Annotated in this window: 19 protein-coding genes; 10 read left to right on the plus strand and 9 right to left on the minus strand. The window is 69.0% G+C overall.

Annotation, left to right across the window (positions count from 1 at the left end):
* The first annotated feature begins 10 nt into the window (after positions 1–10).
* Positions 11–817: a response regulator transcription factor gene (locus tag AC1VNM_RS11730; RefSeq protein WP_377153572.1), complete on the plus strand. Its 807-nt coding sequence runs from the start codon at positions 11–13 to the stop codon at positions 815–817.
* Positions 814–2,214, plus strand: a complete 1,401-nt coding sequence (locus AC1VNM_RS11735) for an ATP-binding protein (protein WP_483107031.1) — start codon at positions 814–816, stop codon at positions 2,212–2,214. The genes AC1VNM_RS11730 and AC1VNM_RS11735 overlap by 4 nt, the downstream gene beginning before the upstream one ends.
* 126 nt (positions 2,215–2,340) lie before the next feature.
* On the opposite strand, the gene AC1VNM_RS11740 is transcribed toward AC1VNM_RS11735, so the two are convergent.
* From AC1VNM_RS11740 to dnaE, 4 genes are all read right to left on the minus strand, one after another.
* Positions 2,341–3,651 (minus strand): patatin-like phospholipase family protein, encoded by a 1,311-nt coding sequence (locus AC1VNM_RS11740; protein ID WP_377153568.1) that lies wholly within the window; start codon positions 3,649–3,651, stop codon positions 2,341–2,343.
* A gap of 105 nt (positions 3,652–3,756) precedes the next feature.
* Positions 3,757–5,028 carry a type II toxin-antitoxin system HipA family toxin gene (locus AC1VNM_RS11745; protein ID WP_483107032.1) on the minus strand — a complete coding sequence of 424 codons (1,272 nt, stop codon included), beginning with the start codon at positions 5,026–5,028 and terminating at the stop codon, positions 3,757–3,759.
* Positions 5,025–5,345: a helix-turn-helix domain-containing protein gene (locus AC1VNM_RS11750; protein ID WP_331614439.1), complete on the minus strand. Its 321-nt coding sequence runs from the start codon at positions 5,343–5,345 to the stop codon at positions 5,025–5,027. The genes AC1VNM_RS11745 and AC1VNM_RS11750 overlap by 4 nt, the downstream gene beginning before the upstream one ends.
* Positions 5,346–5,409: 64 nt before the next feature.
* Positions 5,410–8,973: a DNA polymerase III subunit alpha gene (gene dnaE, locus AC1VNM_RS11755; protein ID WP_483107033.1), complete on the minus strand. Its 3,564-nt coding sequence runs from the start codon at positions 8,971–8,973 to the stop codon at positions 5,410–5,412.
* A 59-nt stretch (positions 8,974–9,032) separates the two neighbouring features.
* Here dnaE and AC1VNM_RS11760 point away from each other — a divergent pair, with 59 nt between their 5' ends.
* From AC1VNM_RS11760 to AC1VNM_RS11795, 8 genes are all read left to right on the plus strand, one after another.
* Positions 9,033–10,109, plus strand: coding sequence for a peptidylprolyl isomerase (locus AC1VNM_RS11760; protein WP_483107034.1), 1,077 nt, complete (start codon positions 9,033–9,035; stop codon positions 10,107–10,109).
* A gap of 61 nt (positions 10,110–10,170) precedes the next feature.
* Positions 10,171–10,968, plus strand: a complete 798-nt coding sequence (locus AC1VNM_RS11765; protein WP_377153559.1) for a sulfurtransferase — start codon at positions 10,171–10,173, stop codon at positions 10,966–10,968.
* Positions 10,969–10,976: 8 nt separating this feature from the next.
* Complete coding sequence (locus AC1VNM_RS11770; RefSeq protein ID WP_483107035.1) at positions 10,977–11,951, plus strand: alpha/beta fold hydrolase; 975 nt, start codon at positions 10,977–10,979, stop codon at positions 11,949–11,951.
* A 148-nt stretch (positions 11,952–12,099) separates the two neighbouring features.
* A complete protein-coding gene (locus tag AC1VNM_RS11775) occupies positions 12,100–12,906 on the plus strand; it encodes an ABC transporter substrate-binding protein (RefSeq protein WP_377153555.1) in 807 nt (268 codons plus the stop codon).
* A gap of 97 nt (positions 12,907–13,003) precedes the next feature.
* Positions 13,004–13,696: an ABC transporter permease gene (locus tag AC1VNM_RS11780; protein ID WP_483107036.1), complete on the plus strand. Its 693-nt coding sequence runs from the start codon at positions 13,004–13,006 to the stop codon at positions 13,694–13,696.
* Between the two features lie 12 nt (positions 13,697–13,708).
* Positions 13,709–14,395, plus strand: coding sequence for an ABC transporter permease (locus tag AC1VNM_RS11785; RefSeq protein WP_377153551.1), 687 nt, complete (start codon positions 13,709–13,711; stop codon positions 14,393–14,395).
* Between the two features lie 77 nt (positions 14,396–14,472).
* Positions 14,473–15,609 (plus strand): succinylglutamate desuccinylase, encoded by a 1,137-nt coding sequence (locus AC1VNM_RS11790; RefSeq protein ID WP_483107037.1) that lies wholly within the window; start codon positions 14,473–14,475, stop codon positions 15,607–15,609.
* Entirely contained in the window at positions 15,609–16,379 is a 771-nt protein-coding gene (locus tag AC1VNM_RS11795; protein WP_377153546.1) for an ABC transporter ATP-binding protein, read from the plus strand. The genes AC1VNM_RS11790 and AC1VNM_RS11795 overlap by 1 nt, the downstream gene beginning before the upstream one ends.
* Before the next feature lie 63 nt (positions 16,380–16,442).
* On the opposite strand, the gene AC1VNM_RS11800 is transcribed toward AC1VNM_RS11795, so the two are convergent.
* The 5 genes from AC1VNM_RS11800 to AC1VNM_RS11820 all read right to left on the minus strand — a co-directional run bounded on the left by AC1VNM_RS11800 (position 16,443) and on the right by AC1VNM_RS11820 (position 22,427).
* Complete coding sequence (locus AC1VNM_RS11800; RefSeq protein WP_377153544.1) at positions 16,443–16,664, minus strand: helix-turn-helix domain-containing protein; 222 nt, start codon at positions 16,662–16,664, stop codon at positions 16,443–16,445.
* 82 nt (positions 16,665–16,746) lie between these two features.
* Positions 16,747–17,142, minus strand: coding sequence for a type II toxin-antitoxin system RelE/ParE family toxin (locus tag AC1VNM_RS11805; RefSeq protein WP_483107038.1), 396 nt, complete (start codon positions 17,140–17,142; stop codon positions 16,747–16,749).
* 166 nt (positions 17,143–17,308) lie between these two features.
* Complete coding sequence (locus tag AC1VNM_RS11810) at positions 17,309–20,128, minus strand: ATP-binding protein (protein ID WP_377153542.1); 2,820 nt, start codon at positions 20,126–20,128, stop codon at positions 17,309–17,311.
* Entirely contained in the window at positions 20,128–20,841 is a 714-nt protein-coding gene (locus AC1VNM_RS11815) for a hypothetical protein (RefSeq protein WP_297529563.1), read from the minus strand. The genes AC1VNM_RS11810 and AC1VNM_RS11815 overlap by 1 nt, the downstream gene beginning before the upstream one ends.
* On the minus strand, positions 20,838–22,427 hold the full coding sequence (locus AC1VNM_RS11820) for a hypothetical protein (protein ID WP_483107039.1): 1,590 nt from the start codon (positions 22,425–22,427) through the stop codon (positions 20,838–20,840). Before AC1VNM_RS11820 ends, AC1VNM_RS11815 begins: the two co-directional genes overlap by 4 nt.
* Between the last annotated feature and the right edge of the window lie 59 nt (positions 22,428–22,486).

Raw genomic sequence — 22,486 nt, forward strand, 5'->3', positions numbered from 1 at the left:
CCGGACGCCCATGCCGCGCTTCATCCCGACGACCCGTGCCGGCGCCGCGGACCCCGGTGTATCGTCCGAGGCTGGCCCCGGCATGCCGCCGGTGGCGCCGGTGGAGGTGCGCATGACGCGGTGTCTGGTGGTCGACGACGATGCGGAGATCCGCCGGTCGCTCGACGAGTATCTGCAGAAGTTCAGCGTCGCGGTGAGCACCGCCGGCGACGGCCGCGAGATGCGCCGCCTGATGGCGACGCAGGTCTTCGACGTCGTCGTGCTGGACCTGATGCTGCCCGACGAGAACGGGCTGACGCTGTGCCAGTGGATCCAGCAGCACCACCCGTCGGTGCCGGTGATCATGCTGACGGCGCACGGCGATCCGATCAGCCGCGTGCTCGGCCTGGAGATGGGCGCCGACGACTACCTGGCCAAGCCCTTCGAGCCCCGCGAGCTGGTGGCCCGCATCCACGCGATCCGGCGCCGCGCGCGTCGCGGTGAACACGAAGCGCAGACGCGCCGCGAGTTCCGTTTCGAGGGCTGGGCCTTCGACCGGCTGCTGCGGCAGCTGGTCTCGCCGCAGGAGGTGGTGGTGCCGTTGTCGAGCGCCGAATTCCGCATGCTGAGCGCGCTCGTCGAGCGGCCCGGACGTGTGCTGAGCCGCGAGCAGCTGATCGAGCTGACACGCGCCCCCGGCGTCGAGGTCAACGATCGCAGCGTGGACCTGACGATTTCGCGGCTGCGGCAGAAGCTCGGCGACTCGCCCAAGGAGCCGCGCCTGATCCGCACGATGCGCGGCGAAGGCTACCTCTTCGACGCCCAGGTGCAGACTTGAGCGCTCCTGATCGCGTGACGGACCGGATGACGCATCGCCTGAAGCGGCGGGCCGTCGTGATCCGCGACGGATTCGCGCGGGCTTTCGGCGACACGCTCGCACGGCGGATCTTTCTCCTGCTGTGGGTCACGCTGGTGGTCGCGCAGGCGCTGGCGATCGGCGTCGTGACCTGGACGCGCGGCGATCCCTATGCCCTGCGCATGCACGGCGTGCCGTCGCTGCCGCCGATGCCGGCACTCGTGCGCGGGCCTCAGGTGCCCGGACCCGGACCAAGACCCGGACCAATACCCGGAACCGAACCCGGGCCTGGCCCGGGACCGGGACCGCAAGGCATGGGCGCCGACCCCGAATTGCGCGACGAGCCGCCTCTCCCGGGCGACATGCCGATGCCACCGCGCGAGGGCTTCCGCGGCTTTCCGCCGCCCTCGCAGACGCAGGGCGCGCAGCCCCCGGGACCGCAGCCGCAGTGGCGAGGCCCGTTCCGCGCGCTGACCGCCTGGGAACTGACGCTCGACTACGGCATCCGCCTGCTCGTCACCGGCCTGGCGGCCTGGATCGCCTCGCGCTGGCTGTCGCGCCCGATGCGCGATCTCGTGCGGGCGTCGCAGGAACTGGGGCAATCGCTGCACAAGCAGGACCGGCTGCCCCTGCTCGACGAGCAGCGCGGCACCCTGGAGGTCCGCGAGAGCGCGCAGGTCTTCAACGCGATGGCGCGCCAGCTGCGGCGGCAGTTCAACGAGCGCGGGCTGATGGTGGCGGCGATCTCCCACGACCTGCGCACGCCGCTGACGCGGCTGCGCATGCGGCTGGAGACGCTGGACATCGAGGAGATCCAGCGCCAGCGTTCCGTCGAGGACATCCGCGAGATGAATGCGCTGGTGGACGCGGTGATGGAGCTGTTCCGCGGCGACGGGCCGGGCGCGGCGGAGCCGCTGGTCGACGTCGATCTCGGCGCGTTGGCGCAGGCGCTGACCGACGACCTGATCGAGCAGGCGATGCCGGTGCGCTTCGAGGACGACAGCGCGTCGCCTGACGATGAGTCGATGAACGGCGCGCCGGTGCTCGCCAAAGGCCAGCCGATGGCGCTGCGGCGCGTGCTGGGCAACCTCGTGGGCAACGCGGTGCGCTACGGCGGCAGCGCGGAGGTCCGCGTCGGCCGGGACGCGCAAGGCGCCTGGCTGCGCGTGACCGATCCAGGCCCCGGCATTCCGGAGGACAAGCTGGAAGCGGTGTTCGAGCCGTTCTACCGCCTGGAGGACTCCCGCAACCGTCACACCGGCGGCGCGGGACTGGGGCTCTACATCGCGCGGGAGCTGACGCTGAGGCAGCGGGGATCGCTGACCTTGTCGAATCGCCCGGAAGGCGGACTCATGGCTGAACTCCGCCTGACGACCTGAGACGTCACCGTCCCTTGCAAAGATCCATCTCCTCCGGCCCCATTCGGCATGGCGTGGTGCGGTGCAGTGAGATGCGGGTGCGGATGCGGATGTGGGCTCGATTCAGGCCCCGATTCAGGTCTCGATTCAGGCCCCCGATGAGGCCACCAGGCGGGGCGGTCCGGGGGGATTGGGCGGGACCTGCAGCGCGAAGCCGCCGGCGCGCTTGCGCATCGCGGCGGGGTCCATCTGCGGCGCCTGCGCGGGCCAGTCGAAGAACCGCTGGATCTCGACGCGACGGGCGAGCGTGTCCGACATGCCGAGCGTGATGAGCTCGTTCGTGTACTCGGGTTCGAAGAGCAGGTAGCTGACCAGCGCCGAGCCGCTGGCGGTGGCGCCCTCGCCCGACACGCCGACGCTGCGCAGCAGCGCGCGGATCGGCGGCGGCAGCGCGCCCTGGTGCTCGGCGGCAAGGCTGTCCAGCGGCCGGCTCGGCGCGATCACGAGAGCCTCGATCGGCTTGAGCGGCGTGTTGCGCAGCGCCTCTTCCGGCAGCAGCGCGAGCGTGCTGTTGATGCGCTTGAGGCGCTCGATGTCGACGGCCAGCGCGTCCAGGAAGATGTTGGACAGCGCGTGGCCGGCGATCTGCGCCAGGCTGGGATGTCCGGTGGGCGTCGGCCCGTGCTGGCCCTCGCCGCCGGCCTCGTGCATGCGGCCGGCGCCGATGACGAGGACCTTCTCCGCGCCCAGGTGCACGGCCGGCGAGATCGGCGCGGTCTGGCGCATCGAGCCGTCGCCGAACCATTCGACCTCGCCGCCGAGCTCCAGCGGCTCGGCGGGGAAGATGAAGGGGATCGCGGACGAGGCGACCAGATGCTCGATCGAGAGCTTCGGGATGCGGGTGGCGATGCGTTGCGTGCGGACCCAGGGATCGCGCTGCTGGTGCGTCTGATAGAAGGTGACGTGGTGGCCGGACGTGTAGCTGGAGCCCGTCACCGCGAGCGCGTCGATGTAGCCCTTGGCGAGCATCTCGTCGAGGCGGTCGAACTTGATCCACTGGTCCAGCAGGGCGCGCAGCGGGGTGTTGTTCAGCAGGCTGCGCGGGCGGGTGCGGCGCCAGCGGTTCAGCGCCCAGCCGAGCGAGAGCATGCTGAGCCACTTCGCGCCGGAGCGGATCACGCCGAAGGAATCGGCGGCGTAGACCTGGTTGACGTGGATGTTCTGCCAGATGTACATGAGGCCGTCGACGGCGGAGCAGAAGTCGTCGGCCTGGCAGGCGAGCGTGGCGGCATTGATGGCGCCGGCGGAGGTGCCGGAGATCACCTGGAAGGGGTTGTCGCCGGTGGTGCAGGCGTCGCGGCGCAGCTGCGCGATGGCGGCCAGCACGCCGACCTGGTAGGCCGCGCGCGCGCCTCCTCCGGTAAGGATCAGGCCGGTCCGGGGCTTGGCATCCTGCATGGGGGCAGCTTACGCCTGACGCCCCCGGCGTGGGGTGGCGTCAGTACCCGTCAAATGGGGGATAGGCGAGTGACCCGAGCCACAGTGGCCCACCGGCGACGGAGGTCAACGCCCCCGCGGACGCCGGCGTGACGTCGTGCCTGCCGGTGCCTCTGCGTCCAGCCAGGTTGGCGTCTGGAACGGCAGTTCGTCTTCCTGGAAACCGGCAGCGATCACCTGCTCGGTCCACAGAGCCGGCGCTTGGCGACGGGCGGACGCGATGTACTCGCGCGCCTCTTCCTCGACATAGCCATATTCCGTGCAGGCGTCGATCAGGTTGAAGACCGCGGCGGACGCCGCGTGCGTTCGAGAGCGGGAGATGTCCATGGACTGCGTGCCCGAAAAGCCCATGCCATAGGGCGCGATGTCGAACGCTGGAGAAAGAGTCCAGCCCGTTCCGTCGAACAGGAAGCCCGTGTTGCGTGGGTGATCGTCACCGTTGCCCAGGATCGCGTTCATCACGATGCGACGGAACAGTTCGCGCTTTCCCGCCAGCACCGTGTCGCTGTCGGCGCGCCCCCGCCACCGCTGCAGCTCATGCGCGAGAGCCAGATACGAACGCTCCCGGCTTCCTCGCACCTGTTTGTCCAGGCCCAGCACGGTATGTGCGCTGGCGAAGAGACGCCGCGTCACTCGCCGCTGCGCATCCACATGGCGATCGAAACGTCGGACGAGGATCACTTCGCGTTGCTCGACCCGCTTGAACTGCACTTCGGCCGCATTCACGCCGAGTTCTGCCGCCACTTTCATCGCCACGAATTCGCGAAGCGGTGAGTGGGGTCGATCTCCTCGGTCTTGCAGCTTGGCCAGCCACTGCTGCCCCTCATGCAGCACCGTGAGCTTGGGACGTTCACCGCCGGCGCTCGTGCCGACGATGCCCTTCACTTCGCGCACGGCATCGCTGGCTGGCCGCGTGTCCGGCACATCAGCGAGGATCTGGAGCAGATCCTGAGAGGGTGGACAGTGGAACTCCTGCTTTCGCGACACGTCGTCGCAGACGGCAATGGCCCCGACCGAATCGCCTTCAGACTCTTCCAGCACGGCCATGTGATCTTCGACGCGGACCTGCCGCACATGCGCCAGCAGATCCAGCCCATAGCCTTCTGGCTTGGCATCGCGAATCACACCGAAGAGTCCGTCCTGTCTGGTTTCCATGATCGGCCGAGCGCGTGAGCTCAAGGCGAGGTGTGCCAGATCCAGAGCGACGCCATGCGCGTCCAGATAAGCTTGCCGATACTCAAAAATGCCGACGCCGTCCTTCAACGAGAACACGCCGCATTCGACCGGGTCCGGTCTGTGAGGAAGCCAGACCCACACGGGTTTGGCGTCAGCGCTCATGGGGTCCTCCGTTTGGGCGTACGAACGCGCAGCGGCACGGCGTCGGCCATCAATGCGGAGAGTTCCTTGTCAGATCCCAGGTTGGACAGGGTATCGAACGTCCCTTCCAATCCAAGCCCCCAAAGCACCATCAATACGGAGCCGATCTGAACGGTGGGGGCACCGGTCTCGATCGCCACCAGCGTGCTGAGGCCGATACCTGCTCGGGCCGCTAGATCCGGCCGCGTCAACCGCCGAGCACGGCGGGCAAGCGAAATCCGTTCGCCGAGAGCGGCGAGCGAGTCTTCGACGATGAACGGGAAGGTTTTAAGACTCATGGAACAATTGTTATAGCTCAAAAAAACTGCCATAACAACTGTTATCCAAGAGCCGCTCCTTCCTTCACCCGCCCGCGTCGTACACGATCTCCGCCGGCTTGAGCTGCTCCAGCGCCTCGTCGCTGGGCCAGAACTTGCCGGCGCCGCCCAGGCCCAGTTCCGCGACCGCGCCGTTGCGCTTGATCGGGATGCGCAGCTCCAGCCCCTGGCTGAGCACGCCCTGCTCCGTCTCCACGCGCTTGGCCGGCCAGCTCCTGACCAGCTCCAGCACCGTCGACGCCGGCAGGTTCGGCGCCGTGCGCAGGTAGCGCCCGAAACGCGCCCGCGCCGCCGCCAGGCTGAACACCTGCTGCACGTTCATCCGCAGCCCGCCGGAGAAGCGGTCGTTCTGCACCTTGCCCACCGCGATGATCAGCTCGTCCTCGGCCAGCAGCTCCTTGTTGGCGTTGAGCATCTCCTCGTTGGCCACCGCCTCGATCGCATGGGTCTTGTCGTCGATCTTGAAGATCGCCACCCGGCCGCGCGAGCCGTTGATCACCCGCATGTCCGACACGATGCCCGCCACCGTCGTCGGCTCGCGGCTGTCCTGCAGGTCGACGATGCGGCGCTTGACCATCCGGCGCAGCTCCGTCTCCGCCTGGTCGAACAGGTGCCCCGACAGGTAGAAGCCGATCGCCGTCTTCTCCAGGCTCAGGCGCTCCTTGATGCCCCACTCGGGGACGTCGACGAAGTCCGGCTCCGCCGTCGACGAGCCGTGACCGCCGTCGAAGTCGAACAGCCCGCCCTGGTTGACGTTCTGCGCCAGGTTGTCGGCGTAGGTGTAGCCCAGCGCGACGCTGGCCAGCAGCCGCGCGCGGCTCGGGTGCAGCGCGTCGAAGGCGCCGGCCTTGATCAGCGCCTCCACGACGCGCTTGTTGACCGCCTTGCGGTCGACGCGCGCGCAGAAGTCGAAGAAGCTGGTGAACGGACCGCCTTCCGTGCGGGCGCGCACGATCGCCTCGATCGCGCCCGCGCCCGTGCCCTTGATCGCGCCGAGGCTGTAGTTGATCTTGCGCGCACGCGGCGTGGTGCCGGCCTTGCCTTCCTTGGCCACCGACTTCGACGTGCCCTCGTCCGCGGCCATCGGCTCGAAGCGGCCGACGCCCAGGTTGATGTTGGGCGGCTCGAACTCGATGCCGAACAGCTTGGCATCGTTCATCAACACCTTGAGCTTGTCGGTGTCGTCCGATTCGATGGTCATGTTCGCGGCGAAGAACTCCGCCGTGAAATGCACCTTCAGCCAGCCCGTGTGATAAGCGAGGAGCGAGTACGCGGCCGCGTGCGACTTGTTGAAGCCGTAGCCCGCGAACTTCTCCATCAGGTCGAAGACCTCGTCGGCCTTGTCCTGGCCGATGCCCTTTTCCGCGGCGCCCTTGCGGAACAGGTCGCGGTGCATGGCCATCTCTTCGGCCTTCTTCTTGCCCATCGCGCGGCGCAGCATGTCCGCGCCGCCGAGCGAGTAGCCGCCCAGCACCTGGGCGGTCTGCATCACCTGCTCCTGGTAGACCATGATCCCGTAGGTCTCGGACAGCACCGGCTCCACCAGCGGATGCGGGTACTCGACCACCTCCTTGCCGTGCTTGCGCGCGACGAAGCTCGGGATCAGGTCCATCGGGCCCGGCCGGTACAGCGCGTTCAGCGCGATCAGGTCTTCCAGGCGCGACGGCTTCGCGTCCTTGAGCATGCGCTGCATGCCGCTCGATTCGAACTGGAACACCGACTCCGTCAGGCCGTCGGAGAACAGCTTGTAGGTCCGCTTGTCGTCGAGCGGGATGGTCTCGAACGCGAAGTCCTTGTGCTCGGGATACCGGTCGACGATGAAGTTCTTGGCCAGCTCGAGGATGGTCAGCGTTGCCAGACCCAGGAAGTCGAACTTGACCAGGCCGATGGCCTCGACGTCGTCCTTGTCGTACTGGCTGACCGCCGAGGTCGAGCCCGGCTGCTGGTACTGCGGGCAGAAGTCGGTGATCTTGCCCGGCGCGATCAGCACGCCGCCGGCATGCATGCCGATCGAGCGCACCGTGCCCTCCACGCGCGCCGCCATCTCCAGCAGGCCGGCGACCTCCTCGTCCTGCGCCTCGCGCTCGCCGATCTCCGGCGACTCGTGGCGCGCGTAGACCATCTTGGCCTTGTCCGGATCGAAGTCCGGCGGCAGCTTGGCCAGCGTCACCGTCTTGCCCGGAGGCGCCGGCACCAGCTTGGCGATCGAGTCCACATGGCCGAAGCCCATGCCCAGCACGCGGCCGATGTCGCGCAGCGCGCCCTTGGCCGCCATCGTGCCGAAGGTCGCGATCTGGCTCACCGCCGGGCGGCCGTACTTGTCCTTGACGTACTCGATGACGCGGTCGCGGTTGCCCTGGCAGAAGTCGATGTCGAAGTCGGGCATCGAGACCCGTTCCGGGTTCAGGAAGCGCTCGAACAGCAGGTTGTACTGCAGCGGGTCCAGGTCGGTGATCAGCAGCACGTAGGCGACCAGCGAGCCCGCGCCCGAGCCCCGGCCCGGGCCCACCGGGCAGCCGTTGTTCTTCGCCCAGCGGATGAAGTCACCCACGATGAGGAAGTAGCCGGGGAAGCCCATCTTGATGATGGTCTCGAGCTCGAACTCCAGCCGGTCCACATAGCGCTGGCGCACCGCCTCGCGTTTGGCCGGATCGGGGTAGAGGAGCTGCAGCCGGTCCTCCAGGCCCTCGTGCGAGAGCATGCGGAAGTACTGCTCCATCGGCATCGGCGTGCCGTCGGCCTGGATCGGCGTGGGGAAGTTCGGCAGCTGCGGCTTGCCCAGCACCAGCGTCAGGCTGCAGCGCTTGGCGATCTCCACCGTGTTGGCGATGGCGCTGGGGATGTCGGCGAAGAGCGCCTCCATCTCCGCCTGGCTCTTGAAGTGCTGGCTGGGCAGGAAGCGCTTGACCCGCTTCGGGTTGGCCAGCGTCTCGCCGTCGGCCACGCAGACGCGGGCCTCGTGCGCCTCGAAGTCCTCTTCGCCCAGGAACTGGATCGGGTGCGTCGCCACCACCGGCAGACCCGCCTTGGCGGCCAGCGGCACAAGCTGGCGCAGCAGCGCCTCCTGGCCCGGCAGGCCGGCGCGTTGCAGCTCGATGTAGAAGCGGTTCGGATAGATCGCGGCGAGGCGCTGAGCCACGTCCAGCGCGCGCGCCTCGTCGCCGGCGATCAGCGCCTGGCCGATCGGGCCGAACTGCATGCCGCCCAGGCAGATCAGGCCGGCGTTGAGCTCCTGCATCCACTCCAGTTTCAGCAGCGCCTGGTTGCGCTGCACGTTCTGGATCCAGGCTCGCGACAGCAGCTCGCTCAGGTTGAGGTAGCCCTGGATGTCCTGCACCAGCAGCAGCACCCGCGACGGCGGGCGGTCGACCGCTTCGGGCTCCAGCCAGGCCTCCACGCCGAGGATGGGCTTCACGCCCTTCTTGCGGCAGGCGTTGTAGAACTTCACCCCGCCGAACATGTTCGCGAGGTCGGTCAGGCCCAGGGCGACCTGGCCGTCCTTGGCGGCCGCGGCGGCGGCGTCATCGATGCGCAGCGTGCCGTCGACGACGGAGAACTCGGTGTGGGTGCGGAGGTGAACGAAAGCCATTGCGCGATTGTAAGAAGGCTATGCTCGCCCCCCATCGAACACTCTCGCGGAGCGCCCGGATGACGATGAGCATGACGACGATGAAGGCCCTTCCCCTGATGGCGGCCCTGGCGCTGTGCGCCCCGCTGCCGTCCCACGCGGCCGAGCCCGCGGCGAAGGCCGCCAAGCCCGCCGCGGCATCGACGGCGACGTCAACGGCGGCATCCACCGCGGCGGCGAAGAAGCCCGCCCAGCCGCCGCGCAGCAGCGCCGACATCCTCGCCACCGCGCCCGCCTCCGTCTGGCGCGATGTCGATCCGGACAATCTGCTGGTGATGGCACTGCCGCAGGGTCAGGTCTTCATCGAGCTGGCGCCGCGCTTCGCACCGGCGCACGTCGACAACATCCGCGCGCTGGCTCGCGGCGGCTACTACGACGGACTGGCGATCGTCCGCGTGCAGGACAACTTCGTCACCCAATGGGGCGACCCCAACGCGGACGACGAGGACACCGGCCTCAAGGGCAAGGGCAAGCCCTTCCCGGCGGGGGCCAAGTCCCATCTTCCGGCGGAGTTCTCGATCCCCCTGAAGGGCGTGCCGATGACGGTGCTGCCGGATGTCGAGGGCTGGGCGCCGCGCGCCGGGCAGGTGGACGGGTTCCCGGCCGCCGCGGATCCGAAGACCGGCCAGGCCTGGCTGGCGCATTGCTACGGCACCGTGGGCGCGGGTCGCGGCAACGCGAAGGACTCCAGCACCGGCGCCGAGCTCTACGCGGTGATCGGCCATGCGCCGCGCGGGCTGGACCTCAACATCACGGTGGTCGGTCGCGTGCTCAAGGGCATGGAGTTCCTGTCGGCGCTGCCGCGCGGTGGCGCGGCGATGGGCTTCTACGACAAGCCCGAGCAGCGGCTGGGCATCGAGCGCGTCTCGCTCGCCTCCGCGCTGCCGGCCGAGCAGCGCCCTGCCCTGCAGGTCCTGCGCACCGACACGCCCACCTGGACCGAACTGCTGAACGCGCGCCGCAACCGCGGCGGCTGGTTCGTCCACAGCCCCGGCTACACGGACCTGTGCAGCGCCGCCGTGCCGGTGCGCATCAAGCCCGTGCCCGCGCCCGATGTGAAGCTCAACGAACCCAAGTCCCCTGAAACTCGGCGCTGAATCGGCCGCCTACAATCTTCTGTTTTCCTGACCCTGCGCGGCCACTGGCCGCCGCAACGGCATGAACACTGCTGTCCCGACCGATTCCGACTTCAAGACTGTCCTCAACATCTCCTGCTACCAGTTCGTCGCCATCGACGCGCCGGAGGTACTGCGGGACACGTTGCACGAGCGCGCCCAGGCGCTGGGCCTGAAGGGCACGGTGCTGATCGCCGAGGAGGGGATCAACCTCTTCCTCGCCGGCGCGCCGGACGCGGTGAAGGCCTGGGTGAACGCCTTGCGTGAGGACCGGCGCTTCGCCGCGCTGGCGCCCAAGGAGAGCTGGAGCGACGAGGTCCCGTTCCGCAAGCTGCTGGTGAAGGTGAAGCCGGAGATCATCCGGATGAACCACCCGACTATCCGCCCGGACCAGGCGCCCCGCGCGCCCGCGCTGCCCGCAGCCACGCTGCGGCGCTGGCTGGACCAGGGCCATGACGACGAGGGACGGCCGGTGGTCACGCTGGACACGCGCAACGGCTTCGAGGTCGACGTGGGCGCCTTTGACGGCGCGATCGACTGGCGCATCACGAAGTTCAGCGAGTTCCCCGACGCCTTCCAGGCCCATCGCGCGGAGCTCGCCGGCAAGACCGTCGTCAGCTACTGCACCGGCGGCATCCGCTGCGAAAAGGCCGCGCTCTACCTCGAGCAGGAGGCCGGCCGCCACGGCCTCGACGCGAAGGTCTACCAGCTCGAGGGCGGCATCCTCAAGTACTTCGAGGAAGTCGGCAACGCGCATTACCACGGCGACTGCTTCGTGTTCGACGAGCGCCGCGCGGTCGACCCCGAACTGGCGCCCTCGCCCGACTCCGTCGTCGAATGATCGAGCGGATGACCGAGCGTCCCACCGTCGGCGCCCGGCTGATGAAGCTGCTGGGGTTCGCCGTGCTGGCGACGGCCCTGCTCGCGATGGCCTTCCGCGCGCCGGAACGGCCGTTGGAAGGACTGGTCGCCCGCTGGGCGCCGCCGCCGTCGGACTTCCTCGAACTGAAGCTGCCCGGCGGGCAGGTCCAGCTGGTCCACTTCCGCGACGAGGGCCCGAAGACCGACACCACGCCCATCGTGCTGCTGCACGGCACCGCCGCGAGCCTGCACACCTGGGAGGGCTGGGTGAAGTCGCTCAGCGCGACGCGCCGCGTGATCACGCTCGACCTGCCGGGCTTCGGCCTCACCGGCCCTTCCGTCCTAGGCGATTACAGCGACGATGCCTATGACTCGTTCCTGTTGTCGTTCTTCCGACAGTTGCAGATTGACCGCATGGTCCTCGGCGGCAATTCGATGGGCGGCGGATTGGCCTGGTTGTATGCGGCGCGGCATCCCGGACAGGTCGCGGCGCTGGTGCTCGTCGACGCCGGCGGGCTCGATGTCCGCAGCGAAGCGGTGCCCGCGGGGTTCCGCGTGCCCGACTCGCGCGTGCTGCACTGGCTGGCCGGCGTGTTCCTGCCACGGCCGCTGGTGGACCGCAGCCTGCGCGAGGTCTACGGCGATCCGACCCAGGTTTCCGCGGCGCTGGTGGATCGTTACTTCGAACTGACGCTGCGCGAAGGCAACCGCGAGGCGCTGGCGCAACGACTGGCACAGCGCGCGCCCGGCCGGTACGCCGATCTGCTGCCGCGCATCCAGGTCCCGACCCTGATCCTGTGGGGCGGCAAGGACCGCCTCATCCCGCCCGCGGCGGCCGAGCGCTTCCATCAGGCCATCGCGCACAGCACCGTGCAGGTCTTCCCCGAATTAGGGCATGTCCCCCAGGAGGAGGACCCCGCGTCCACCGTCCAGGCCGTTCACACGTTTTTGCACTCTCCTTAACCCTGATGGCCGCCGCACGTGCGGCATTGCAACAATGCCCCCCAGTCCGGACGACCTCCTCACGAGGCGGGCTCGAACCGCCCGAGGTCGTCACCGGATGTCCATTCCACGCGTTTCCACGCTTTCCTGCTCATCACAAGGAGCCCACATGCAACGACGACAACTGATCGCCCGCGCCGCCCTGGCGGCCTGCGCCCTGCTGGCCACCGCCGGCGCCGCGCACGCCCAGGCCCCTGAATGGAAGAAGATCCGCATCGGCGTCGAGGGCGCCTACCCCCCGTTCTCCGAAGTCGGCGCGGACGGCAAGCTCAAGGGCTTCGAGATCGACCTGGCCCTCGCGCTGTGCGCCGAGATCAAGGCCGAGTGCACGCTGGTGCAGCAGGACTTCGACGGCCTGATCCCCGCGCTGCAGTCGCGCAAGGTGGACGCGATCATCGCGTCGGTGTCGATCACCGACGAGCGCAAGAAGGTCATCGCCTTCTCCAACCCGTACTACAACACCCCGGCCCGCTTCACCGCCAAGGCCGACGCGAAGTTCGACTTCTCGCCCGCCGGCCTGAAGGGCAAGAAGATCGGCGTGCAGCGCGCGACCATCCATGAGAAGTTTGCCGCCGACACCTTCAAGCAGAGCGAGATCGTCCGCTACGCGACGCAGGACCAGGCCTTCCTGGACCTGAAGTCGGGCCGCGTGGACCTGACGCTGGCCGACCTGGTGGCCGCCGACATGGGCTTCCTGAAGACGCCGGCCGGCAAGGGCTACGCGTTCGTGGGCCCGAGCTACGACGACGTCAAGTACTTCGGCACCGGCAGCGGCGTGGGCCTGCGCAAGGCGGACGAGAAGACGCTGGGCAAGAAGTTCAACGACGCCATCGCCGCAGTGAAGGCCAACGGCACCTTCAAGAAGCTCAACGACAAGTACTTCGAGTACGACATCTCGGGCAAGACGGGCAAGTGATCCCACCGGAGGCGCCGCGCTCGCGGTGTCTCCGCCCTGTGCGTTGTGGCCCGGCACCGCCGGGCCTCTTCCCTTCAGAACGAACAAGGTCCGTCGAATGTTCCTGCACGGTTATCTGCCCAGCCTGCTCGAGGGCGCCGTATTGACCCTGGGCGTGGCCCTCAACTCGATGGCGCTGGCCATGGTACTGGGGCTGATCGGCGCGATGGCCAAGCTGTCGAAGTCCCGCGTCGCCAAGGGCGTCGCCACCGTCTACACGACACTGATCCGCGGCGTGCCCGACCTGGTGCTGGTGCTGCTCATCTTCTTCGGCGGACAGGTCGCGGTGAACGCCATCGCGCTGTCGCTGGGGCATGAGGACCCCGTCGACATCAACCCCTTCGTCGCCGGCGTGGTGACGATCGCGTTCATCTTCGGCGCCTACCTGACCGAGGCCTTCCGCGGCGCCTTCCTGGCGATCCCGCCGGGGCAGCGCGAGGCGGGCCTGGCCTTCGGCATGAGCCCCGCACAGGTCGCGTGGCGCATCACGCTGCCGCAGATGTTCCGGCATGCGCTGCCGGGCCTGTCCAACAACTGGCTGGTGCTGATCAAGAGCACGGCCATCGTCTCGGTCATCGGGCTGCATGACCTGATGATGCGCGGCTCGCAGGCCGCCGCCGGCACGCGCGAGCCCTTCGTCTTCTATCTCGCCGTGGCGCTGATCTACCTGCTCTTCACGTCCGTGTCCGAGCTGGTCTTCGACCAGCTGCAGAAGCGCCTGTCCATCGGTGTGCGTCGCCACTCGCTGTAATCACGATTCCCCATGAACCTGGACGCCATCGTCGAGAACCTCCCGCGCTACCTCGAGGGCGCGCTCATCACCTTCGAGCTGCTGTCCATCTCGCTGCTCATCGGCCTGGTCCTGGCCATCCCGCTCGGCGTGCTGCGCACGCTGCCGATCCAATGGCTGTCGCGCACGGTCTGGGCCTACACCTACGTCTTCCGCGGCACGCCGATGCTGGTGCAGCTCTTCCTCATCTACTACGGGCTGGGCCAGTTCGAGTGGATGCAGCAGAGCGCGCTGTGGCCGTTGTTCAGCTCGGCCTGGTTCTGCGCCTGCCTGACCTTCGTGCTGAACACCGCCGCGTACACGACGGAGATCGTCGCCGGCTCGATCCGCTCGCTGCCGCACGGCGAGGTCGAAGCCGCCAAGGCCCTGGGCATGAGCCGCTGGGTGATGCTGCGCCGCATCGTCGTGCCGCACGCGCTGCGCCGCGCGCTGCCCGCCTACAGCAACGAGGTCATCTTCATGCTGCACGGCACCGCGCTGGCCAGCCTCGTCACGATCATGGACGTCACCGGCGTCGCCCGCGACGTCAACGCCACCTACTACATCCCGTTCGAGGCCTTCATCACCGCCGCGATCTTCTACTTCACGATGACGCTGGTGCTGGTCGGTCTCTTCCACCAGGCCGAGAAGCGCTGGCTCAAACCACTGATGCCCCGCTGACGCCCCGCTGATACCCAGCTGACACGGCAGTGCCCCGCTGACACGGCAGTGCCGCCGCCCCGAACGGAACACATCCCATGCAACTCCGACAACACCCGCTCCCGAGCCCGACGCCGGGCACGCAGCGCGAGCTCGTCTCGCTGCACTACGGCCAGCCCGGCCAGGGCCAGAAGGTCTACATCCAGGCCTCGCTGCATGCGGACGAGCTGCCGGGCATGCTCACCGCCTGGCACCTGCGCCGCCACTTCGATGCGCTGGAGGCCGCGGGCCGCCTGCGTGGGGAGATCATCCTCGTGCCGATGGCCAATCCGATCGGCCTGTCGCAATGGTGGCTGCAGACGCACCTGGGCCGCTTCGAAGGCCTGTCCGGCGAGAACTTCAACCGCCACTACCCGGAGCACATCGAGGCCGCCGCGCGACACGCCGAGCCGCGCCTGGGCGCCGATCCGGCGCGCAACGTGGCCGTGCTGCGCGCCGCGCTGAAGACCGAAGTCCAGGCGTCGCCCGCGGACACCGAGCTCAAGGCGCTGCGCAAGACGCTGATGCTGATGGCCTGCGACGCGGACGTGGTGCTGGACCTGCACTGCGACGCGCAGGCGGTGATGCACCTCTACACCGAGACGCCATGCTGGCCGCAATGCGAGCCGCTGGCCGCCTTCCTGGGCGCCGGCGTGACGCTGCTGGCGACGGACTCCGGCGACAACCCCTTCGACGAGGCCTGCTCGCAGGTCTGGTGGAAGTGGGCGAAGCAGTTCGGCGACCGCTTCCCGATCCCGCAGGCCTGCCTGTCGGTGACGGTCGAGCTGCGCGGCCAGCAGGACGTGCACCACGACCTGGCGGCGAAGGACGCGCAGGCGATCGTGGACTTCCTGACCCATCGCGGCGTGATCGCGTCCGACGCTCCGGACGGCGCGACGCCGCCGGTGCCCGCGCCGGTCGGCGATGCGCGCCCGCTGGCGGGATCGATCCCGGTCCCCTCGCCGGTCGGCGGCGTGCTGACCTTCCTGCGCGAGGTCGGCGAGACGGTGAAGGCCGGCGACGTGATCGCGCAGGTCATCGATCCGATCAGCGGGTCGGTGACCGACCTGAAGAGCCCCACCGACGGGCTGCTGTTTGCACGCGACACGCTGCGCCTGGTCACGGCCGGGGCGCGTGTCGCGAAAGTCGCGGGGCGCGAAGCGACCCGCACCGGAAAACTCCTGGGAGCCCGTTGATGTCCGCGGCCAGTCTTGTTGTCGACAACCTCCATAAACGCTACGGCGATCGTGAAGTGCTCAAGGGCGTGTCCCTGGCCGCGAAGCCGGGCGACGTCATCACGCTGATCGGATCCAGCGGCTCGGGCAAGAGCACCTTCCTGCGCTGCCTGAACCTGCTGGAGCAGCCCTTCGAAGGCACGCTGAAGCTGGGCACCGAAGAACTCAAGCTCGTGCGCGACCGCGACGGCAGCCTGAAGTCCGCCGACGCGGCGCAGTTGCAGCGCTGGCGCGCGCGGCTGGCGATGGTGTTCCAGAACTTCAACCTCTGGGGTCACCGCACGGTGCTGCAGAACGTCATCGAGGCGCCGATCCACGTGCTGAAGCAGCCGCGCGCGCAGGCCATCGAGAAGGCCGAGGCGCTGCTGGCGCGCGTGGGCGTGTCGCACCGCAAGGACGTCTATCCGGCGCAGCTGTCGGGCGGCGAGGCGCAGCGCGTGGCGATCGCGCGCGCGCTGGCGGTGGAGCCGGAGGTGATGCTCTTCGACGAGCCGACCTCGGCCCTGGATCCGGAACTGGTGGGCGAAGTGCTGAAGGTGATGCGCGACCTGGCGGCGGAAGGCAGGACGATGATCGTCGTCACGCACGAGATGGGCTTCGCGCGCGAGGTGTCGTCGCACACGATGTTCCTGCACCAGGGGCGCGTCGAGGAACAGGGCAACCCGCGCGAGGTGCTGGCAAAGCCGCAGAGCGAGCGTTTGAAGGCGTTCCTGAGCGGCGGGCTCAAGTAGGCCTCGCGCACGCCATCAGCAGAAGGCCCGGGCATGCCCGGGCCTTCGCGCATCTCGACGAGCTCATTGAAGCTCCGCTGGCAGAAAGATGGCATGGACGCCGCGCTCCCGGACCAGATGCAGCAGACGGAGCGCGGGCCCCTGCGGACGGCCCAGGCCCTGCTCCCACCGTCGCAGTTGTCGCGACGTCGTGTTGATCAGATCCGCAAACACGGCCAGTTCCAACTGGTCCCGCTCGCGGATGGCGCGCACTTCCTCCGGCTCCAGCGGCATCGGCGCGGGCATGCAGACGATCTCGCAGGACCGACGACGCTCATCGCTGATCAGTCCGTGAGCGTGCCACAAGCGGCCTTCCGCAAGTACGCGCTCAACGATGGCGGACTTCCTTTTCCTCATCACACATCACCTCCTTCAGGTGGCCATGACCGACGACCGCGGCCAACTCCTTCTGCGACAGGCCTGTGAGCCAGGCGCCCTCCTCTCGCAACGCGCGGAGTGCTTTCGGCTCGATGTTGTCCAGTCGGTTCTTTGCATAGCCATCCACGAAGAACCACCGTCCCGCGGGATGCCTGGCGACGATCACGCGATAGCCCTCGCGTTTCCCAGCACCGAATCGTCCGATCCGCTTCTTGAAAAGTCCACTACCGAGATTTGCATCGATCAAGCCACTTTCCATTTCAGCCACGGCGCGGCACAGGTCGCTGTCTTGCCAGCGCCTGCTTGCGCATCCAGCGTTGAAAGCCTTCGACCAGATAGACAGCACCCGTCACGTGGACCTCCTCGCATCATTGCGACAGGCGTCAGTGCCAAGTCTTGCCGTCTGAGGTCTCGTCCTGAAGTCGGCCCTCTGATGGGGGGCACACCCCGCAGACGCGCAAAAGAAAAGCCGCGCAGAGGCGCGGCTTTCGTGGGATCGAGGGGCCGATGGATCAGCCGTAGACCGACTTCTCCGGCCGTCGCGCCAGCACCGCGATCGGGGGCGCCCAACGCTCGCCGCGGGGCTTCTTGCTCGTGACCAGCGTGATCTCCGACGGCTCGAAGACCTCGACGTTGTGCGTGATCGGCGTCGTCAGCAGGTACTGCGCCCGCGTGCTCTTCAGGAAGTGGCCGACCAGCTGGATGTTGCGCACGTCCAGGTGGGCGAAGGGCTCGTCGATGAAGACGAAGCCGCCGGGCGCGTCGTCGTCCTTCATCAGGCCCACCAGCAGGATCAGGCTCTTGAGCACCTGCTGCCCGCCCGAGGCCTCGCCGTCGTTCATGCCCACCTCGCCCTTGCCGTCGAAGTTGAACTTCACGTGCAGCCCGGCCTGCGCCAGCACCGTGTCGTCGTTGTCCAGGTGCGGCAGCTCGGCCTGCGCATGCACGCCGGCAAGCTCGCCCAGCTCCTGCACGTTCTTCTTGTAGCGCCGCACCGTCGCGCGCAGCACGTCGATGTAGCGCTCGCGCGCGTTGAACGCGGCGATGCGCGCCATCTCGTTGCTCGCGCGGCGGTCGTCGAGCTGCGTGGTCTGCTCCAGCACCGCCATCTGCATCCGCGCATGGCGTTCCTGCACGCCGGCATCGGTTTCCCACACGCCGGTGTCCAGCTCCTGCTGCACATGGCGCGACGCGATCTCCGCCTGCTTGGCGTTCTCGAATTCATCGCGCAAGGCGTTCAGGCGCATCGGGTGCACCCAGATCGCGGGGAACTTCGCCCGGGCCTCGCGCGACGCCTTCGCCGTCGCGATCAGGTCGTCGCGCCGGGACGCCCAGTCGCGCTCGGCGCGCGACACGTTGTCCTCGCTGGCCTTGAGGCTGGCCTGCGCGGCTTCGTAGTCGCGCTCGGTGCGCGTCGCCGCGGCCACCGTGCGGTCGTGCTCCTGGTCGAGCGCGCCCATGCGCGTCGCCGCCTCGATCCGCGACTGGCGCAGGCCGGGCAGGCGCGCACGCGCCTCGGCGAATTCCTCGGAGCGCTCCACGAGCTCCTGCGCCGCCTTGTGGCCTTGCGCCGCGCGTTGCGCGTCCTTGAGCTGGCGCTCGATCTCGAGCTGCTCCTTGGCGAGCTTGGACAGCTCCAGGTCGTAGCGCGTCAGTTCCTTGTCCAGCGAGGCCCGACGCGTGTCCAGCGCGGAGTCGCCGAACTGGTACTCGCGCGGCTCGACCCACAGGCTGCGGCCGCCGCGGCCGTCGCGGTAGTAGGCCTCCGGCGTGATCCATTCGCCGCCGGACTGCGCGCCCTTGTCGGTATCCGCGACGCAGCGGATCGACGCCAGCTGCCGCAGCAGCCAGCCGGGCGCCTTCGCGTTGAACTTGAGCACGGACAACAGGCTGTCCTTCGGGCTCACCGTCGGCGCGAACTCGCCGTCGGCGACGACGTAGTGCCGATAGCGCTCGCGCGACGCGAGGCGGTAGGCCTGGCCCTCGTCGCTCGCATGCGCGAGCACCACGACCCAGCGCGAGGGCCGCAGGAAACCTTCGGCGGCGGCGCGCCACTGGTCGTCGGCGATGTCGATCGCGTCGGCCAGCACGTGGTGCGCGATGCCGGCCTCGTCCAGCGCCTTGCGGAAACGCGTGACCTCGACCGGCGGCGGCGGGAGCCGCTGCCCGGTCAGTTCGTCCATCGCCGCCTGCGCCTTGCGCTGCTGGTCGTTCTGGCGCGTGAAGCTCTCGCGCAGCTGGTGCTGGCGCGTGCCGAGCTCCTCCAGCTTCGCCGTCAGCGCCGCGCCGTCGGTCTCGACGGCGGCAAGCGCCTTCAGGTCCTCCTCGCGCTTGGCGAGCTGCTCCATCGGCCGCTCGCCGTCGCGCGCCGCCTCGAAGGCCTGGCGCGCTTCCTTGCGCTGCTGCTCCAGGTCGGCCAGCTTGTCCTTGGCCGCCTCCTGCGCCTTGAACAGCGCCAGCAGATGCGCGCGCTTGTCGCTGATGCCGCGCTCGTCGGAGCGGGCGAAGAGGCGCTGACGGTGCAGCTCGCGCAGCTGCTGCGCGGTGCGCTGGCGCTGCTCGCTCCACTGCATCACGGGCACGACCTCGGTCGCGAGCCGCTCGCGCTCCTTCAGCCGCAGCTGGTACTGCTGGTAGCTGTTGACGCGGTTGGCCAGGTCCGACAACTGCGCCTGGGCATGCGACAGCTCATGCGTCGACTGGTCGACTTCCTTGAGCAGCTGCTGCTGGTGGTTGCGCGCGAGCTCGTAGCGGTCCAGCACTTCCTGGTCGCCGAAGACTTCGAACACCAGTCGCAGCAGCTCCTTGGACGACAGCTCGCAGAGGCGGTCCGTCTGGCCCTGCTCCAGCGCGAGCACGCGGCCGATCGCGCGCGTCAGCCCGGCGGCCTCCAGGCGCTTCTTCCAGGCCTCGATGCCCAGCCAGTCCTTGTCGGCGCGGGTGTCGAGCTCCTCGATCTCCTGCACGCCGTCGACCAGCGTGTAGCGGCGCACCCAGTCGCCGCCCTGGCGCGAGATGCGGCAGGCCAGCGTCACCTGGTCCGAGTACAGCAGCGAGCTCGCGAACGGGCGGCTGCTGTTCTGGCGGTTGCGCGGCCGGTTGTCCACCAGCGCGCGCAGCCAGGCGTGCTCGGCGTTGGCGTGGCGGGCGTAGGTCTTGTAGGTCCGGCCGCCGGAGCACTCCAGCCCCAGCAACGTCCGCATCGCGTCGAGCAGCGTCGTCTTGCCCGAGCCGTTCGGCCCGGCGATGGTGATGATGTTGCCGTCCAGCGGCATCGAGACGCGGCGGCAGTAGTCCCAGTGCAGCAGTTCCAGGGATTGCAGGTGAAACATCAGGCGTCGCTCAGATCGGATTCTTCGTTGTGGCGGGCGGCCAGGATGGCGGTGAGCATCGGGCCGGACTCGGCGTCCGTGCTGCGCGCGAGCACGTCGGCCAGCGCGCCGTCCAGGATGCGCGGGGCCAGCGTGTCGTAGTCGAGCAGCAGGTCCAGCAGCGGGCCTTCGCAGATGTCCTCGCCCTTGCGGGTGATGAAGCCCTGGCGCTCGAGCAGCTTGAGGTTGGAATCGAGCCGCATCTTCTTGCCCAGCTGGTTGCCGAAGTCGGCCAGCAGGCTGCGATAGGAGAGCGTCGGCGCGCTGCTCGCGGCGCTGGGCAGCGGCTTGTCCTTGGAGAACATCTCGCCCTGCCCTTCGGCGGCCTCCTCGGCGCGCGAGAGCTGGCGCTGGCGCTTGGGCAGCACGATCAGCGCCCACACGACCACCAGCAGCGCGACGCCGTCGCGCGGCAGGTCGAGGTTGTTGTTGGACGCCAGGCCGGTCTCGCCGAACACGGCGACCTCGGCCGGGCGCAGCATCGCCAGCGTGATGTGGTCCGCGTAGACGTTGTCCACGACGCGCAGGCCGACGGCGGCGACGCGCTCGTTGACCGCGCGCCAGAGTTCCTGGTCGATCAGCGCGCGGCGCACCAGCGGCTGGTTCCGCGGCAGCCAGCGGCGCGCCAGCAGTTGAGCCGCCAGTTGGGCGGCGTCGTCGAGTTGATTGCTCATGCCTGGGAAGCCTGGGAGGCCTGGGAAGGGGTGTCGGCATCGACGTCGACCGCACTCGGCGCGTCCGGAGACGGCGTCGTGTCGGCGATCGATGCGGGGGAATCGGGCATCGCCGCGGCCGTGTCGGCGGCGGCATCGGGGGTCAGGGCTTGCGCGCCCGCGTCCGAGGACGTGTCGGCGGCCCCGGCGGCGGCCTTGCGGCGGCCGCGCCTGGGCGCGGGCGGCTCGGGCGGGCGCCACTTGGGTTCGGGTTCAGGCTCGACGGGCGGCTCGACCTCGGTCGAGTGCAGCACGCCCTGGCTCATCCAGCGGACGTGTTCGTCGTCGATCTCGCCCTGCTGCGCGGACCAGCGCACACGCCACGGCTGGCGCGCCATGTCGCCGGTCGCGCCGGCCAGATGCTGTGCCTGCACGTCGCCGAGCAGCGGCAGCAGCTGCGCGCGGTAGGCCGCGCGCGCATAGCTGCCGCCGAGCACCGCCGGCCGCAGGTCGTTCATCTGCACGCTGTCGCCGGTCCACAGGCCCAGCAGCGCCTGCAGCTGGTTCATCTCGGGCGGCAGACTCATGACGGCGAGCTCGCCCTGCGGTGCGGCCAGGCCGGTCGGCAGCGGCTCCGGTGTCGGCGGCACCGGGCGGTCGCGTTCGAACTCGGCCTCGCAGCCGTCCAGCAGTTCATGCTGCGCGACGAAGACCGGATGGACGGGCCGCGACAGCGCGCCCAGCGCGAGGTTCTCGAGGAACGGGACCTCCTGCAGCCAGCGCCGCACATCGGTCGTCGTGATGCCGGTGGAGCCGAGCGTGACGCGCTGGCGGTCGGCCTGCTGCAGCGCGCGGTTGAACTGGCTCGCCATCGCGAGCAGCCGCGCCTGCGCCAGGCCCAGCTCGCGCGCAAGCCGCTCGAGCCGCGCGTTCCCGTCGTCCTCCGCCTGGCGGATGATCGCGGACAGCGCCTCGCTGGCCCGCTCGACCAGCTTGAGCGCGCGCTCGAAGCGCATGCGCGCGCGGCGCAGGTGGAACTCGGAACCGGACGCGATCGCGTCGGCGAATTCGTTGTAGAGCCGCGAGAGCTGCGCCAGCAGATGCTGCAGCTGCGCCGGCTCCAGCGTGCCGAGCTGCTGCGCGCCGGCCACGTTGGCCAGCAGGCCGGCCAGGTCGCCGTCCTCGTCCGCGGCCTGCCCCTGCGTCAGCGGCGACACCATCGCCATCAGCTGCTGCGCGAGCGGCGTCACGCCGTACTGCTGGTTGGACGCGTCCCAGGCCAGCAACTGCGCGTCGCGCAGGCGCTTGAGCACGAGCTCCAGCGCCTCGTCGCGCAGCACGTGGAAGTGGCGGTTCAGGTCGTCGCGCGAGAGCCGCGAATGCGGCAGGCTCATCAGCTCGATGAACACCCAGACGCGCAGCCGCACCAGCGTGGCCGGGCCGTGGAACAGCGCGCGCTGCGCGCCCAGCAGGGCCTCGTTGCGTTCCAGCTGCCACCACAGGAGCGAATCCTGCGGGAGCTGACCTTCGCGGAAATGGTCTTCGAAAGAGGGTTCGGGGAGATCGTCGCGCAGCACGTCGTCCACGCCTCCCGGGGTCACTGTCATAGGGGCGGATTATGGCGCCCCCGGACCGCCCGTCCCTGCGGGACGTTCGGTCCCGCCCC

The sequence above is a fragment of the Mitsuaria sp. MSU3D genome (assembly GCF_056867975.1).